Source organism: Nocardia brevicatena NBRC 12119 (assembly GCF_000308495.1).
GTDB lineage: Bacteria > Actinomycetota > Actinomycetes > Mycobacteriales > Mycobacteriaceae > Nocardia > Nocardia brevicatena.
Window position 1 is genome coordinate 16712 of sequence record NZ_BAFU01000053.1, and the last position, 15521, is coordinate 32232.

Sequence of the window (15521 nt, forward strand, 5' to 3'; positions counted from 1 at the left end):
GATACCGAAAGCTCCGTCGAGAGCGCCTCGGCCGCCGGGAGCACTGCATCGGCGCCGGAACTGTCGCCGCGTGGGCGGATGGTTCGGGACAGCGCGATCGTCGCCTACCGCAACCTGCTGACCATTCTTCGGGTACCGACCCTGTTGGTGACCGCCACCGTCCAGCCGCTGATGTTCGTCTTCCTCTTCGCCTACGTCTTCGGCGCCTCGCTGGGCGGCGGCCAGTACCGAGAATTCCTGCTGGCCGGGATCTTCGCCCAGACCGTCGCGTTCAACGCCGCCTTCACCACCGTGGGTCTGGCCGGTGACCTGCACACCGGGATCATCGACCGGATGCGGACACTGCCGATGTCCCGGTTGGCGGTGCTGATGGGACGCACCCTGTCGGATCTGGTGGTCAATGTCCTCAGCCTGCTGGTGATGGTCGGCTGTGGGTATATCGTCGGCTGGCGTGTCCACGGCTCCCTCGCCGACGCCGCCCTCGCCTTCGGCGTGATCCTGTTGTTCGCTTTCGCCATGTCCTGGGTCGGGGCGCTCACCGGGTTGCTGTCGCCCACGGTCGAGGTCGCGCAGAGCGCCGGGCTGATCTGGCTGTTCCCGTTGTCGTTCATCTCATCGGCGTTCATCTCCGCCGAAACCCTGCCCGGTCCGCTGCGCACCATCGCCGCGTGGAATCCCATTACCGCCGTCTCGGCGGCCGGTCGAAAACTGTTCGACAACAGCTCACCGCCGACGTTCGGGACCCCCACCGGCTGGGCCGCCGATCACTGTATCGAATACGCCGTCATGTGTTCGGTGGGCATTCTGGTCGTCGCCATGCCGCTGGCGTTGTTGCAATACCGTAAGGTCGCCAGCCGCTGAGCCGGCACCTGCGGACCGCGCCGAGAGTACACGGCCGGGATATCGAGACACGCAAGAGGCCGCCCACACCGAATTCTTCGGATGTGGGCGGCCTCTCCGCAGTCGGTGGGTGTCCACCCGGCGGACCACCGCCGCGTGGGTAGAAAGCACTCAGCCGCGACGGCGCGACTTCAACAGCTCCAGACGCTCCTTGAGCAGATCCTCGAGTTCCTCTTTGCTGCGCCGCTCCAACAGCATGTCCCAATGCGTGCGCGGCGGCTTGACCTTCTTCGCCTCCTGCGTGGTGCCCTCGATCAGCACACCCTCCTGGCCGTTGCGGCACAGCCAGGTGGGCGGGATCTCGGCTTCGTCGGCGAATGGAACGTCGAATTCTTCGCCATTGTCGGTCCGGTACCGGGCAATCCGGCGCGGTGCCAGATCATGGTCGCGGTCGGTCTCATAACTCACCGCTCCGAGCCGACTACCCCGGAGTACGCGATCTGCCATCTGTACAGGTCCTCTCTGTGTTTTATGCCGTGCCTTCGGCGCGGCGCCGCCAGGCACGATAACGCGACGCCGAGCCGCGAACCGTGCGTGTTGCGTTGTCGGTAGGCCGGGTGAAACGCGGACCGGGTCGGTCGTGTTCGTGGGCCGTTTGCCGAGGTGCGAACCGAGGGCCGGGCCGGTCGGTTGGTGCCGGTCGGCCGAAAACCCTGTGTTCTGTCAACGTTCGTGCGGGCTGTTTCGTTCCCGGGTAGGGGAGAACCCGATTATTCTACGCTGTTCCGGCGCAATGCCGGTCGGCCGTGCCCGTTGTGTGATCGGGCGCGATAGCTATTAGGGTGTCGGGTCATGTCGCGCCGGTCGTTGTCGTGTTCGTGGTGTGGGCGGGAGATCGTGGATTCGCCCTCGGGACGTCGTCGTCGGTATTGTCGTCAGTCCTGCCGGCAGCGAGCCTACGAACATCGCAACAATGTGAAGGGTACCGGGATTCCCGCCGATTCGGTGATCCTCAGTGCTCAGGAAGCCGCCGATCTGGCCGATCGCTGGTTCGCCGCCCGCTGTGCGGCCGAGGATGTGGCGACGGCGATCAGCGAGGGCGCGGATACCGCGGAACTGGTCGGTCTCAGCGCGACCCTGGTCGCGCTGACCCGCGAGGCCGAGCGGCTGCGCTGAGCCCCGGTCGGTGTGATCGCGTCGGGCGACGCGGCGTCACCGCGGCGAATCCGCCGACCAGGAGCGCGGCCGTTGTCCCCGCGGCCAGGAGTACGGCGCCGTCGGGGCGCAACAGCGGTAGTCCGCGCATGGCCTGCCAGTATGTGATCGCGATCGCTCCCGCCCAGCCGAGGGCGAGCAGTCCGATCAACCGGGTACGGAACCGCTCGTCGCGTAGCGACGGGTGCCGGTGGGCGAGCCAGGCCGTCAGGACCACCGCCGCCAACAGCACCTGGATGCCGTGCAATCCGAGGAAATGGGGTATCCGCAGGTCTCCGCCGACCATGCTCCATCCGGTGATCGGAAGTCCGGGTGCGGCGTCGGGTGCGGATAGTTCGGCGCGGAGTCGGGCGTCGACAACGGTGTGCCCGGCGGCCAGTTCGATCACGCGGCCGTCCGCGGTGCGGACCACCTGGGTGCCGGTGAATCCCATGGTGTAGCCCAGTGCCATACCGGTGACGGCGAGGGCCAGACCGGAGCGAATCGCCCATACGGTCGGACGGTCCACCCGGGGACGCCATGAAACGATCACGGCCAGTATGAGGTTCGCGACGAACAGGCCGGGCACGCCCGAGGCGAAGACGATCTGGCCGATACTGTTCACCGCGTCGGTTTCGGTGTTGAAATGGCTGAACGTACCCCGGGCCGCCTGCAGCACTATGAAACCGACGTCGATGATTCCGGTGACCGCGAATATGGTGCCCATCCACCAGGTAACCCGGCGGCCGGTATGCGGGAGCGACAGCAACCAGGCCAGGGTGAGTGAGTAGAGGACGAACGCCACTCCGAATTTGAACGGTTTGAGCCAGAGCGACTCACCGAGCAGGGTGCGCTCGTCCACCATCATGCCGATGGCCGAACACGCGATCACAACGGCCATCACTGCCACGGTGCACAACAGCGGGCGGTGAAATCGGCCGGTGATGGTGGCGGGGGACTCGGGGCGGGTATCCGAAGTGGGACCGAGGTTGTGGGATGCGGCGTCGGGATCGGTGGTGACCATTGCCCGAACGTAGGAACCGGGGCACTGATGTCGCGTCCCGCCGAAGTGCTGTTCGCGATCAGTACCCCGGTACCATGTCTACATTTCGCTGGGACCGGAGCCGGGCGGTGTACCGGTGTTCGCCGCCGGCGGATCGGGTCAGTGTGAGACGTCCACCCCGCGCGCGGCCATCCACGGCATGGGGTCGACGGCCGCACCCCCGGGCTGGTGCACCTCATAGTGCAGGTGGGGACCAGTGGACTGGCCGCGGCTGCCCACGGTGGCGATCACGTCACCGGAGCGCACCGGCTGACCGACGTGGACGAGAATATCCTGCATATGGCCGTACACGCCGACGGTGCCGTCGTCCTGCTGGACACGCACCCACAGCCCGAAGCCCGTGGCGGGACCGGCCTCGATCACCACGCCGTCGGTCACCGTCTTGATGGGCGCGTACATCTGGCCCGCGAAGTCCATACCCCTGTGCACCGTGCCCCACCGGGCGCCGAAGGTGGAGCTCACAGGAGCGTCGACCGGACGCACGGTATGCGGTCGGTGTTCGATGAGGGCTCGGAGGGGAGCGAAGCCCGCCGGAGCGGCCGACTGCGGGGCGGCCGCCTGCTCGGCAACGGCGGCCGTGTCCGGGGGCCCGGCTTCCCGGGTGGCGGCGACCGTGGTGATATCGGCTCGGTCGGTATCGGTGGTGGCTGCCGCGAGCAGGCCCAGTGCGGCGCCGAACGCCGTGGTGGCGGCGACAACCTGTGCGGTGATCGGATGGCGACGGCCGGTCACGGCTTCCCGGCGAAACGGTAACGGAAAGATCACGGGCATGACCATGAAGCTACGACCGGTTCCGTGTCCGGGGGCAATTCTGTGGCAACCGTCACGTGACGGTAAATCGCTCGGCCTGTCGTCACCGGACGGTAACGAGACCTCGGGATTATCTCTCTCACCAGGGGGAATGCAATACGAAAGGGTATTTGCCGAGGCGTGTCCGAATCGCCCACACTGTTTCAGTGGTGACTTACAGGGTGGACGCCCTGGTAGCGCTCGCGGATGCGACCCGCCGTGCGATATTCGAGGCATTGCGGACCGGGCCCCGATCGGTCGGGCAGCTGGCCCGGACCGTCGGGGTCAGCAGTTCGGCGGCATCCCAGCATCTGCGGGTTCTCCGGAATGCGCGGCTGGTAATGGTGCGGGCGGCGGGTAATCGGCGGTTGTACTCGCTGGACCCGCGGGGCCTCGGCGATGTCCGTGACTATCTGGAGCAGTTCTGGCCGAGCGCGCTGGCCTCCTATGCGGCGGCTCTCGACGACGCCCGAGCCGTGACGGGGGGTCGCTCCCTGCCTCAGCCCACCCGCCGATAGGACATCCGACCGGACTCGGTGCGGCTGCGGGTGGTCAGCTGCCGGTCCACCGCCGCGATGACCTCGGTCACCCCGATCCGCAACAGACCGGGATCGGGGGTATCGGACTCGCGATCGCCGGTCTGGTTCGCCCACAGCACCTCGTGCCTGCCGAGCAGATGCGGCGGCGGCCCGCCCTGGCGTGGCGGTGTGGGGCCGAATAGTTGCACGGTGCGGGTGCCGAACGCGGTGGCCAGATGTGCGACGCCGGTATCGCCGCACAGCACCAGCGCGGCCTCGGCCACGGTCGCGGCCAGTTCGATGAGGTTCTGCTCGCCGGCCACCACCCGCTCCACCGACAGCCCTGCACGGGCTGCGATATCGAGGGCGCGGTCGCGTTCGAACTCGTCGCCGGTGACGATGACCTCTCGGCCCAGTACCAGCAGATGCCGGATTACCGCCGCGAACCGGTCGGCCGGCCAGCGCCGTGCGGCCGCGCCCGCGCCGATGTGCACGACCACACTGTCACGGTGGCTGGTGGTGGCCACCGGCGGTACCAGACCGAGGTTGCGCCGATCGGCGCCGATTCCGTCGAATTCGAGCAGGTGGCACCACCGGTCGACGAGATGCCGATCGGCCTGCCACTCGGGACCGGGAATTTCGGGAAAGGCCGGATTCCGATAGCTGAGAATACGGCGGGCACCCGTCTTGGACAGCTCCACCAGGGGCGTGGTGCCGGGGCCGTGCAGATTCACCGCCAGATCGGGAGTGGGACCGTCCCAGCGCAGACTGTTCGGCACGGCGATCGGCACCATATCGTCGACGGTGGCGATCAGATCGACGACCGCACGCAGCCGAGGCTGAGAGACGAGTACGAGGTGGTCGTCGGGCCTGGTCCGGCGCAGCGCACGCAGCGCCGGGACCGCGGTGAGCAAATCACCGAGACCCCGTGCCTGAAGCACGAGAACAACCGACACTCACTTCTCCTAGCCACCCGATGCCCGTCAACTCGCCCCCCTTCGCAACCACCCGGATGGTGTTCGACGAGAGAGTCAGTGTTGGACTACCCGGCAGGTGCCGTGGCAAACGTGATCGGCGCGGCGTTCTCGGTCACAGGTCGGGCGCGTGGCGTTACCCCACGGTTCCGGGGGTGCGTGAGCCGGCGGGGGCTCGTGCCCGGTTACCGCGCGCCGTCCGCCGCCTCGTCGGGTGAATACGGCCACTGGGGTGCGGGCATTTCCGAGTCGGTGACAGAGGTGAGGAACCGGCCGTCCGGGCGGTCGGTGGTGTATATCTCGTATGGGCCGAATCGAGGATCGAATTCGGCGATTTCGGGCCGGGCCGTGGTCAGTGTGCCGAGTCCGAAGTCGACCAGAATGCCGTCGGGTCCAACCTTCGCGACCACGGCCGAATGGTTGATCATCCCGATGTCTTCGTCGTCTCCGGGTTCTGCCCGGTAGGCCACGACATCTCCGGAAGTGGCAGTGCTTTCGTCGGCTACCCGGCGAAACCCGTTCTCGGCGAGGGCTCGGTCGACATTCGCGCCGGGAAACCGGCCTGCTTCACCGTTACGACTGAATGTGTAGCCATGGTAATTGAATTGTGGGTCGACAGGACCGAGTGGTTCGTACCGCGCCCATCGGCGACCGAGATCTCGTTCCGGATAGGACAGCCCCTCCGCCCTCTCCTGTATCCGGTAGTACCAAAGCCCTTCAGGTGGGAGATCTCGTCCCGGGTACGTGGGGGATCGTGGTTCTCGAACTTTGTCGCCAAGCCGGTAAAGGCATTCCGAAGACGGTGGGCGACCTCTGATAAACCGGCAGAGCAGGTCCGCATGCGGATGGAGGGTAGCTTCCCGTGTCGCTGGGACGAGATGGCGCGTTGGTCATCGGGACCCTTCCGGAGCGGCGGCGGCGAAGTGTCATGGGACGAGTCGGTCCGGCACCGGGCGGGTAAATGAGCAGAATGACGTGTGCGAGATCGCACTCCACTGTTTACGACCATATGTAGTAGGTGGCTGTGTGATCGAGTAGCGTTCCGTCTCATGGATTTCGTCTACAACGTCGTGATCGTCACACACCTACTCGGTATGGCGGCGCTGGTCGGCGGCTATGTGGCAGGGCAGCCTGCCGTCAACTCCGTCATGGTCTGGGGTGCGCGCCTGCAGATCATCACCGGTCTGGTCCTGGTGGGGATGGCCGAGTCCATCGGCTCGCTCGACAAAGATCTGAACATGGTGAAGATCGGTGTGAAGCTCGTGGTCGCCTTCCTGGTCGCCGCCTTCGCCGAAATGGGCCGCGCCGAGGGCAAACGCGGCAAGGAGCTGCCCTGGATGACGCATGCGGCGGGCGGTCTGGGCATTGTCAACGTAGCGATCGCCACGCTCTGGACCTGATGGTCTTCTCGCGGTGCCGATGTGAAGCCGTGTGGGTGCCGGCACCGCATCCCCGTTCGCGGTCCTTCGCCCCGGCCCGCCCCCGCGGGTCGGACAGATCGGGCCGGCGCGTACAGCGCCGCCCGATAGGCCCTGTGTCGTCAAGGGTGGTGGCCGAATTACCTGTTGACGCTGGCAGATACGGATTGGATACTTTTGCTGTTCTGTGTCAGATGCTCCAACGATCCGACGAACCCTTATCGGGATGAGCATGATGATGTACGCACTGCACGAGATAGCTCTTACTCGGATGGTCGTCGCCCAGGTCGCCGATCCGGCACCCGAGGCACCGCCGCTGTCGGCCGAGATCCTCGAACTCGTCCGCTATTTCACCTGGTTCGCCCTGCTGTCCGGAATTATGGGGGTTACCCTCGCCGGAGGGCAGTTCGCCTGGGAGAAATGGCACGGTGGGGCACTGGCCTCGCCGAAGATGCTCGTGGGCGGGATGCTCGGCGGCGCGATCGCGGCGAGTGCGGTCGGCGTTATGAACGCCCTGGTCGTCTGACGATCGGCTCCCCGATGCGCCGCAGGCGGCGGCGTGGAGGCCGCGCGCTTCATAGGCTCGGATGGGAGAGGCTCTTGAAGAGACTACTTGCCGATATTCGGATATACGCATCGAACTATGTAATTCCTACCACAAACCATCGAAGCAATAGAGCCCACATAGAAACCTTGCCGTCCATCGGCTCGTCGTGCGCGCACCTTCTCGGTGTCCGGCTCGGCAAGATCATCGGCGCATGGATTATCCGACTTTCGCGGCGTGCCCGCTATTGCCCGGCCGCGGCGCTTCGATGAGCATGGGTGAGGAGGGAATTCCGGAGTTTGTGTACGACGGCGCGGGCTTGGTCGGCTTCATCATCGGTCCAATCGGCCAAGACCTTCTGCATACTGCGCGCTCGGGATATTCGGACGCGGTGCAGTAGTTCGCGGCCGTTGTCGGTGATTTCAACGAGAGTTGCGCGGCCGTCGGTGGGATCGGCGTGGCGGCTCATGTACCCGGCCGTCACCAGTTCGGTGATATGCCTGCTCAGGGCTGAAGGGCTTATGCGCATCTCGCCCGCTAGATCCACCTGACGGCACGGGCCGATGGTTTCCAGGACGACCAGTACCCCGAGGGCGCCGGGAAGGAGCCGGCCTTCCACGGCTGGGGCGAGGGTGCTGCGAAAGGCGCGGCCCATGAGGAAGAGCTCCTCCATGAGGCTTTGCGCGGTCTCGGACGATACGGCCATGGTGGCCCCCTGCCGTGGTTGGTCGCTCTATGTAATTAACTTAGGTTCATTACTTGCGTTAATCAACTAATAGTACATGTGGTTCCGCTCACGAGGATGCCACTCCGGTAGATGAGGGTCGACCCGAATACGCCGGTAACCTGCCATGAGGGTGTGGGCACGTGGGTTCGGTGATGTGGGTGGAGATGCTGCTCAGCCGAGCCGGTAACGGCGGGTGGCGTTGACGGAGAAAAGATTGCGCCGGTCCTGGTCGCTGAGTGGTGCGGTGATCACCTGGTAGCTGGCCAGCAGTTGGGTGTAGCTTCCGGCGATGCCGTCGACGGGGAAGTTGCTGCCGAAGAAGCAGCGGTCGATGCCGAACAGTTCCAGACAGGTCTCCACGAACGGGCGCAGTACTTCAGGGGTGGTGCTTCCCAGCGCCGCTCCCAGCCCGGAGATCTTGCAATCGACATTGGGCAGGGCGGCGAGCTTGGCGATTCCGTCGCGCCACTGTCGGAACGGTTCGGGCTCAGTGCCCTCTGGCAGGCCCGCATGTTCCAGCACGATAGCTGTGTCGTGGGCTTTTTCGATCAATGGGAGATAGGCGGTCACCTCCGCGGGACGGATGATCTGGTCGAAGACCAGATTGTGCTCGCCGAGGAGCCGGAGCAGTTCCGCCGAGGTTGTCTCGACCGGGTCCAGACCGGCGAACACACGTACTCCACGAAAGGCGGAGCCGGCGGCTTGGGCGAGCGTCTGCTGTGCGATGGTCCGGAAGGGAGCTTGCGGGTCGATGGCGCCGATGATCGCCGAAGGTCGGCCCGTGTCCCGATGGAGTTGGTTCAGCCACCGGGTCTCATGCAGGAAAGCCCCGGCGGCGGTGGTTGCCGAGACATGGACCAGGCCGGTGACGTGTACGCCTGCGGCGCCCGCGTCGGCCAGGTAGTCGGGTAGCAGATAGTCGCGGTAGAGCGCCGGCCTGGCGGCGCGCAGCATCGGATACCAATCATGCGTGCTCACCTGCCAGAAGTGGGCGTGCGCATCGACGAAAGTCGAGGGAAGCAGTGGGCATCAGGGTGTCTCCGGATAGGCAGAGGGATTGTGCCGCTCAGTCTCTGATCGGGATGCGGGCGGCGCCACCGCCCCTCCCGCAGGAACCGTTCGGAATCTCCGAACGCGCCGTATGCTGGAGCGTCGCAGCCAGAGATCGACAGGGGGTCCGGTGGAACTGCGCCAGTTGCGCACTTTCGAGGCGGTTGTGGCTCATCGCACGGTCACCGCCGCCGCTGTGGCGCTCGGCCTCGCGCCGTCCTCGGTCTCCGAGCAGATCCGCACCCTGGAGAAATCCCTGGGCGTTGCCCTGTTCGATCGCGCGCCGCGCGGGATGACCCTCACTCCGGCGGGGGATCGGCTTCTGCTGTGGTCACAGCGGCTGCTCGACCAAGCCGAGCAGGCCCGGCGCGAGGTCTTGGCCACCCGGCCCCGGCTGCGGTTCGGTGCGTTGGAGATCATTGCGGCCACTCATGTGCCCGGTGTGCTGGTTCGTCTGGCCGAACGCCGACCAGACCTGGACATCTCCCTGCATACCGATGCCGACCGCGATGGGCTGCTCAACTCGGTCGCCACCGGTCGGCTGGAGGCGGCGATGATCCTGGACACCGCGGGCCCTCTGGGCGAACTCGGCTTCGACCTGCCGCCTGCCCCGTTGGACTACCTCGATCTGGAGGAAGTACCGTTCACCCTGGTCGCCGCGCCCACCCATCCCCTCGGTAGCGTCGGTGTCCTGACCCGAGACGATCTGCGGGGCCGGCGGCTGCTGGTGAACGCTCCATCCTGCTCCTTCTGGCTTGCCGGAGAGCTCCTGCTGGGCCGGGACGTCGAACGGGTCCACACCGGCGGGATAGCGGTAACCCGCGCCTGCGCCGAGCGCGGCCTGGGCATAGCGCTGTTGCCCGAGTTCGCCGTACGAGAGCAACTGGCCGCGGGTTCACTGGTGCGGCTGCCACTGGATACGGCCTCGGTTCGGCTGTATCTGCGTCTGATCTGGCGCGCCGACCGCGAAGCCTTACCAGGACTGCGGGAAGTGCTTTACGCGGCTGCGTCGTAACCGCCCGACATCGGTGAATCGGGGTGTGCCGGGTCCCTGGAGGAATGGGGCCCGGACGGTATCCGCGCCGCCCCGACGGAGCCGGGTGCCGTGGGTGTGGCGCGCGGTGTGCGGGCGCAGCCACGAGCGGCCGGCATCGGTGCCGACGGCGAGGACGACTTGGGTGATGCCGGAGACGGTCGGCCGCGCTGCCCGGTCCACAGCGGTCCGGGCCGGTTGCCGCGGACCTCGATCCAGATGGCCGGTCCGCCGGCCGGCCACCGATTACCGAATGAAGATACCGGCGTGCTCGGTCAGATCCAGCAGCGGCTGCGGGACGATTCCGAGCACCAGTGTGACGGCGGCCGTTATGGCGACGACGACCGTGGTCGGTTTCGGAGCGGTAACCACCGGGGCGTCGGCGGGTGGATCGGTGAAGAACATCAGCACGATCACCCGGACGTAGAAAAAGGCCGCGATGGCACTGGCGATCACGCCCACCACGACCAGAGCCGCGGCATCGCCCTCGGCCGCGGCCCGGAATACGGCGAACTTCGCCACGAAGCCGCCGGTCAGTGGGATCCCGGCGAAGGAGAGCAACAGCAGCGCGAAGACCGCCGCCTGCCACGGTGCCTGTCTGCCCAGTCCGGCCCACCGGGGCAGGGCGGTGGCCTCGGTGCCGTCGGCGTCACGCACCAGGCCCACCAGTGTGAACGCACCCAGCGTGCCGAGTCCGTAGACGACGAGATAGAACAGCACCGAGGAGATACCGGACGCGTTGGCGGCGACCAGCGCGGTGAGCAGGAAACCGGCGTGCGCGACCGACGAATACGCCAGCATGCGCTTCATATCGGTCTGGGTGATGGCCATGATCGCACCGATCAGCATGGTGGCCACGGCGACGGCCGCGAGCACCGGACGCCAATCGTTGACCAACCCCGGGACGGCGATGTGCAGGACGCGCAGCATCGCGCCGAGCGCGGCGATCTTGGTGGCGGCCGCCATGAACGCCGTGATCGGCGTCGGAGCACCCTGGTACACATCGGGCACCCAGGCCTGGAACGGCACCGCGCCGATCTTGAACAACAGGCCGACCGCCAACATGGCCACCCCGAGCAGCGCCAGGGTGGACTCGCCGGTATCCGCGGCGATGGCATCGGCGATACCGGGCAGGCGTACCGTGCCCGCCTGCCCGTACAGCAGTGCCACCCCGTACAGGAAGAAGGCCGATGAGAACGCGCCGAGCAGGAAGTACTTCATCGCCGCCTCCTGCGACAGCAGTCGCTGTCTGCGGGCCAGCCCGCACAGCAGGTACAGCGGCAGCGACAGCACCTCGAGCGCCACGAACATGGTGAGCAGATCGCCGGCCGCCGGAAACAGCAGCAGGCCGCCGAGCGCCAGCAGGACGAGTGGGAACACCTCGGTGGCGCCGACCCCGGCGCGCTCGGCGGACCGTTCGGCCGTGCTGCCGGGTACGGCCGAGGCCTGCGGGGTGAAGGCGTCCATCACGTAGGCGGCGGTGGCCGCGGCGCGACTCCAGGTTCCCGGACCGGACCGCGGCCGGGGCAGCGGGCCGCGTTCGGCGAGGACCGGCACCGCCAGGACTGCCACCACCAGCAGGGTTCCCTGCAGGAAAAGGGTCACTCCGTCGATCGCGACCGCACCGCCCACGGCGGAGGTTTCCGTACCCGCCAACAGGAGCACCGCCACCAGTGCCGCGGCGAGCGCCGCGACGGTGAGCACCAGGTGGACGGGGTAGCGGACCCGTCGCGGCAGGAACGCTTCCACCAGCACTCCGAGCACGGCGGCGCCGAAGACGATGAGCATCGGGGCCAGTGCGTGATATTCGATACTGGGCGTGGGGACGGACGCGGCCAGGACCGTCCCGATTTCGAGCTCACCGCTCATGGTGCGCGCCTCCGGTATTCGCCGTGCTCGCCTCCGGGGTCGCCGGGGCGGTGGGTTGCGGATCGTGGATGCCGATGGTGGTGAGGGTTCGGTTCACCGCGGGGTCGATGAACTCCAGCATCGGTTTCGGATACACCCCGAGCACGATGAGCGCGCCGAGGAGCGGAACCACGACCGCGAGTTCCCGGGGTGCGAGGTCCTTGATCCCGTGATTGCCCTCGGTCACCGGGCCGGTCATCATCCGTTGGTACAGCCACAGCACATAGATCGCGGCCAATACCAGTGCGGCGGTGGCGACCACGGCCGCGACCCGGTACCGGCCGAATGTGCCGACCAGGACCAGGAATTCGCTGATGAACGGTGCCAGCCCGGGCAGCGATAGGGTGGCCAGACCCGCGACGAGGAAGGTGCCCGCCAGGACCGGCGCGACTTTCTGGACACCGCCGTAGTCGGCGATGAGCCGGGTACCGCGCCGCGACACCAGGAATCCGGCGACCAGGAACAGCGCCGCGGTGGAGATGCCGTGGTTGACCATGTACAGCGTCGCCCCGGCCTGACCCTGGCTGGTCATGGCGAAGATGCCGAGGATGATGAAACCGAAGTGCGAGATGGAGGTGTAGGCGATCAGCCGCATCACATCGGTCTGTCCGATGGCCAGCAGGGCGCCGTAGAGGATGCCGATCACGGCGAGGGCGATGACCGGCGGTGCGTAGGTCTGGGCGGAGTCGGGGAACAGCAGCAGACAGTAGCGCAGCATCCCGAAGGTGCCGACCTTGTCGACCACCGCCATCATCAGCACCGCGCTGGACGGGGTGGCGGCCACCGCGGCATCCGGCAGCCAGGTGTGCAGCGGCCACAGCGGCGCCTTCACGGCGAAGGCGAACATGAAGCCCAGGAACAGGGCGTTGAGCACCGCGGGCCCGGCGCCCAGCTGCCCACTGTTGGCGGCCTCGATCACGGTGCGCAGATCGAAGGTTCCCGCCGACCCGTCGCCGAGGTCCTCCCGCACGGTGAGCACGTACAGACCGATGACGGCGGCGAGCATGATGAGCCCGCCGAACAGGTTGTACAGCAGGAACTTCACCGCCGCCCGGGAACGCTGCCCGCGGATCGGCGCCGCGTCGGTGCGTGGCCCGAATCCACCGATGAGGAAGTACATCGGAATGAGCATCGCCTCGAAGAACACGTAGAACAGCAGGATGTCGAGGGCGAGGAAGGAGACCAGCACCATCGCCTCGACCAGCAGGGTGAGCGCGATATAGGTGTGTGCCACGCGCCGACCGGTGCCGACCTCACGGTCGTCGTGCCAGCCCGCGACGAGGAGCACCGGCACCAGCGCGGCGGTGAGCAGGATCAGAACCAGAGCGATGCCGTCCACGCCGAGCGTGTAGCCGGCACCGAAAGCCGGTATCCAACGGACCGATTCGACGAACTGGAAGTGTTCGCCGCCCGGTTCGAAGGCCACGGCCAGACCGATCGCCACCGCGAGAACGGCCACCGAGACGAGCAGACCGAGCCGGCGGGCCATGAGTCCCCGGGAGGCGGGCAGCAGCAGGACGACGGCCGCGCCCACCACGGGCAGGAGCCACAGTATGGACAACCAGGGCATGGTGCTCACCAGATCCTCACCGCCAGCAGGGCCGCGGCCACCAGGGCCGCGCCGGTCAATATGGACAGGGCATAGGACCGGACGAAACCGGTCTGTACCCGGCGGATCCGCGCCGACAGCCCGCCGATGGCCGCGGCCGTTCCATTGACCAGACCGTCGATACCGCGGTTGTCGACGAAGACCAGTGAACGGGTCAGGTAGCGGCCGGGACGCATGAACACGGCCTCGTTGACCGCGTCCCCGTACAGGTCGCGTCGGGCGGCTACGGTTATCGCGCTCACCGCCTCCGGCGCGGTCTCGGGGACCGCGGCGCGTGCGTACCGCGCATAGGCGAATCCGACACCCGCGGCCACTGTGGTCAGCGCCAGCGCGGTGATCACCGGAACGGGCAGTACGGGCTCACCGTGATGTTCCCCGACGACGGGTGCGAGCCAGTGCTGGAGCGAGGAACCCCAGACGAACAGCGCGCCCGAGGCCACCGAGCCGATGGCCAGCAGGACCATCGGACCGGTCATGACGGCGGGGGCTTCGTGCGGGTGGGTGTCCGGCTTCCAGCGGCGTTCCCCGAAGAACGTCAGCAGCATCACCCGGGTCATGTAGAACGCGGTGAGTCCCGCGCCGAGCAGGGCGACGGTGCCGAGGATCGGGCCGGAGGCACCCCCGGCGGCGAAGGCGGCCTCGATGATCCGGTCCTTGGAGAAGAATCCGGCGAACGGAGGCACACCGATGATAGCCAGGTATCCGAGCCCGAAGGTGACGTAGGTGATCGGCAGCAGGGTGCGCAGGCCGCCGTAACGCCGCATATCGGTTTCGTCGTTCATCGCGTGCATCACCGACCCGGCGCCGAGGAACAGGCCCGCCTTGAAGAAGCCGTGGGTGAGCAGGTGCATGATGGCGACGGCGTATCCGGCCGGGCCGAGCCCGACGGCGAGCACCATATAGCCGATCTGGCTCATGGTAGAGGCGGCGAGCGCCTTCTTGATGTCGTCCTTGGCGCAGCCGATGATCGCGCCGAACAGCAGGGTCACCGCGCCGACCAGCACCACCCCGGCCCGCGCGGTGGGGGCCAGGTCGTAGACCGGGTTGGAGCGGGCGATCAGGTACACGCCCGCGGTCACCATGGTGGCGGCGTGGATGAGCGCCGACACGGGGGTGGGGCCCTCCATGGCGTCACCGAGCCAGGACTGCAGCGGCACCTGCGCGGATTTACCGCAGGCCGCCAGGAGCAGCAGCAACCCGATGGCGGTGAGGGTGCCGTCGCCCGCCGCCGGCGCGGCGCCGAAGACCTCGGTGAAGCCGAGGGAGCCGAAGGTGGTGAACATGACCATCATGGCCAGGGCCAGGCCCATATCGCCGACCCGGTTGACCACGAACGCCTTCTTGGCCGCGGTGGCCGCCGACGGTTTGTGATACCAGAAGCCGATCAGCAGGTAGGAGGCCAGACCGACGCCCTCCCAGCCGAGATACAGCACCAGGTAGTTGTTCGCCAGCACCAGCAGCAGCATGGCCGCGAGAAACAGGTTGAGGTAGGCGAAGAATCGGCGCCGTCCCGGATCGTCGCTCATATATCCGATCGAGTAGATGTGGATGAGCGAGCCGACCCCGGTGATCAGCAGCGCGAAGCATATCGACAGCTGATCGAGTTGGAGCCCGAAATCGACCTGTAGACCGCCGACCGGCACCCAGCTGAACAACTTCAGCGCGATGGGGCGTTCGGTATCTGCGCGGCCGAGCATGCCGGCGAAGGCGACGAGGGCCAGCGCGAAGGACGCGAGTGCGGCCAGGGTGGCGAGCAGGTGGCCCCAGGCGTCGGCGCGGCGTCCGACGAGCAGCAGTACGGCGGCGCCGGCCAGGGGCAGGGCGGGCAGCAGCCACAGCGTTGCGGTATCCACG

Annotated in this window: 16 protein-coding genes; 6 read left to right on the forward strand and 10 right to left on the reverse strand. The window is 67.1% G+C overall.

All coding sequences use genetic code 11. The features are described 5' to 3' along the window. Positions 1-78: 78 nt before the first annotated feature. Positions 79-861 (forward strand): ABC transporter permease, encoded by a 783-nt coding sequence (locus ON20_RS12250; RefSeq protein ID WP_040835543.1) that lies wholly within the window; start codon positions 79-81, stop codon positions 859-861. Between the two features lie 150 nt (positions 862-1011). Here the strand turns inward: ON20_RS12250 and ON20_RS12255 are convergent, their stop codons facing one another. Further along, positions 1012-1347 (reverse strand): RNA polymerase-binding protein RbpA, encoded by a 336-nt coding sequence (locus ON20_RS12255; protein WP_040835394.1) that lies wholly within the window; start codon positions 1345-1347, stop codon positions 1012-1014. Positions 1348-1692: 345 nt separating this feature from the next. Between ON20_RS12255 and ON20_RS12260 the strand changes: the two genes are divergently transcribed. After that, positions 1693-2016 (forward strand): hypothetical protein, encoded by a 324-nt coding sequence (locus ON20_RS12260; RefSeq protein WP_040835395.1) that lies wholly within the window; start codon positions 1693-1695, stop codon positions 2014-2016. Here ON20_RS12260 and ON20_RS12265 read toward each other — a convergent pair. Both ON20_RS12265 and ON20_RS12270 read right to left on the reverse strand, forming a co-directional pair. Next, positions 1967-3058 (reverse strand): hypothetical protein, encoded by a 1092-nt coding sequence (locus ON20_RS12265; protein WP_086008972.1) that lies wholly within the window; start codon positions 3056-3058, stop codon positions 1967-1969. The two genes, ON20_RS12260 and ON20_RS12265, sit on opposite strands and share 50 nt — an antisense overlap. 138 nt (positions 3059-3196) lie before the next feature. Continuing rightward, positions 3197-3868, reverse strand: coding sequence for a M23 family metallopeptidase (locus ON20_RS12270; protein ID WP_051162348.1), 672 nt, complete (start codon positions 3866-3868; stop codon positions 3197-3199). 185 nt (positions 3869-4053) lie between these two features. On the opposite strand from ON20_RS12270, the gene ON20_RS12275 reads away from it, so the two are divergent. Further along, on the forward strand, positions 4054-4404 hold the full coding sequence (locus ON20_RS12275; protein ID WP_051162298.1) for an ArsR/SmtB family transcription factor: 351 nt from the start codon (positions 4054-4056) through the stop codon (positions 4402-4404). Here ON20_RS12275 and ON20_RS12280 read toward each other — a convergent pair. Continuing rightward, positions 4386-5360: a glycosyltransferase family 9 protein gene (locus ON20_RS12280; protein ID WP_040835396.1), complete on the reverse strand. Its 975-nt coding sequence runs from the start codon at positions 5358-5360 to the stop codon at positions 4386-4388. The two genes, ON20_RS12275 and ON20_RS12280, sit on opposite strands and share 19 nt — an antisense overlap. 203 nt (positions 5361-5563) lie before the next feature. Continuing rightward, positions 5564-5848 carry a hypothetical protein gene (locus ON20_RS12285; protein ID WP_040835397.1) on the reverse strand — a complete coding sequence of 95 codons (285 nt, stop codon included), beginning with the start codon at positions 5846-5848 and terminating at the stop codon, positions 5564-5566. Between the two features lie 579 nt (positions 5849-6427). Between ON20_RS12285 and ON20_RS12290 the strand changes: the two genes are divergently transcribed. Further along, entirely contained in the window at positions 6428-6778 is a 351-nt protein-coding gene (locus ON20_RS12290) for a hypothetical protein (RefSeq protein ID WP_040835398.1), read from the forward strand. Positions 6779-7022: 244 nt separating this feature from the next. After that, a complete protein-coding gene (locus tag ON20_RS12295; RefSeq protein WP_040835400.1) occupies positions 7023-7322 on the forward strand; it encodes a hypothetical protein in 300 nt (99 codons plus the stop codon). 262 nt (positions 7323-7584) lie between these two features. Here ON20_RS12295 and ON20_RS12300 read toward each other — a convergent pair whose 3' ends face one another. Beyond that, entirely contained in the window at positions 7585-8046 is a 462-nt protein-coding gene (locus tag ON20_RS12300) for a MarR family winged helix-turn-helix transcriptional regulator (RefSeq protein ID WP_040835402.1), read from the reverse strand. 192 nt (positions 8047-8238) lie between these two features. Beyond that, complete coding sequence (locus tag ON20_RS12305) at positions 8239-9090, reverse strand: amidohydrolase family protein (RefSeq protein ID WP_083864875.1); 852 nt, start codon at positions 9088-9090, stop codon at positions 8239-8241. A gap of 157 nt (positions 9091-9247) precedes the next feature. Between ON20_RS12305 and ON20_RS12310 the strand changes: the two genes are divergently transcribed. Then, positions 9248-10132, forward strand: coding sequence for a LysR family transcriptional regulator (locus tag ON20_RS12310; RefSeq protein WP_040835403.1), 885 nt, complete (start codon positions 9248-9250; stop codon positions 10130-10132). A 264-nt stretch (positions 10133-10396) separates the two neighbouring features. On the opposite strand, the gene nuoN is transcribed toward ON20_RS12310, so the two are convergent. Genes nuoN through nuoL form a run of 3 tightly spaced genes read right to left on the reverse strand, consistent with a single transcriptional unit; the run spans position 10397 to position 15520 of the window. Beyond that, on the reverse strand, positions 10397-12019 hold the full coding sequence (gene nuoN / locus ON20_RS12320) for an NADH-quinone oxidoreductase subunit NuoN (protein WP_051162301.1): 1623 nt from the start codon (positions 12017-12019) through the stop codon (positions 10397-10399). Next, complete coding sequence (locus tag ON20_RS12325) at positions 12009-13637, reverse strand: NADH-quinone oxidoreductase subunit M (protein ID WP_040835405.1); 1629 nt, start codon at positions 13635-13637, stop codon at positions 12009-12011. Before ON20_RS12325 ends, nuoN begins: the two co-directional genes overlap by 11 nt. Further along, positions 13634-15520 (reverse strand): NADH-quinone oxidoreductase subunit L, encoded by a 1887-nt coding sequence (gene nuoL, locus ON20_RS12330; RefSeq protein WP_040835406.1) that lies wholly within the window; start codon positions 15518-15520, stop codon positions 13634-13636. The genes ON20_RS12325 and nuoL overlap by 4 nt, the downstream gene beginning before the upstream one ends. Between the last annotated feature and the right edge of the window lies 1 nt (position 15521).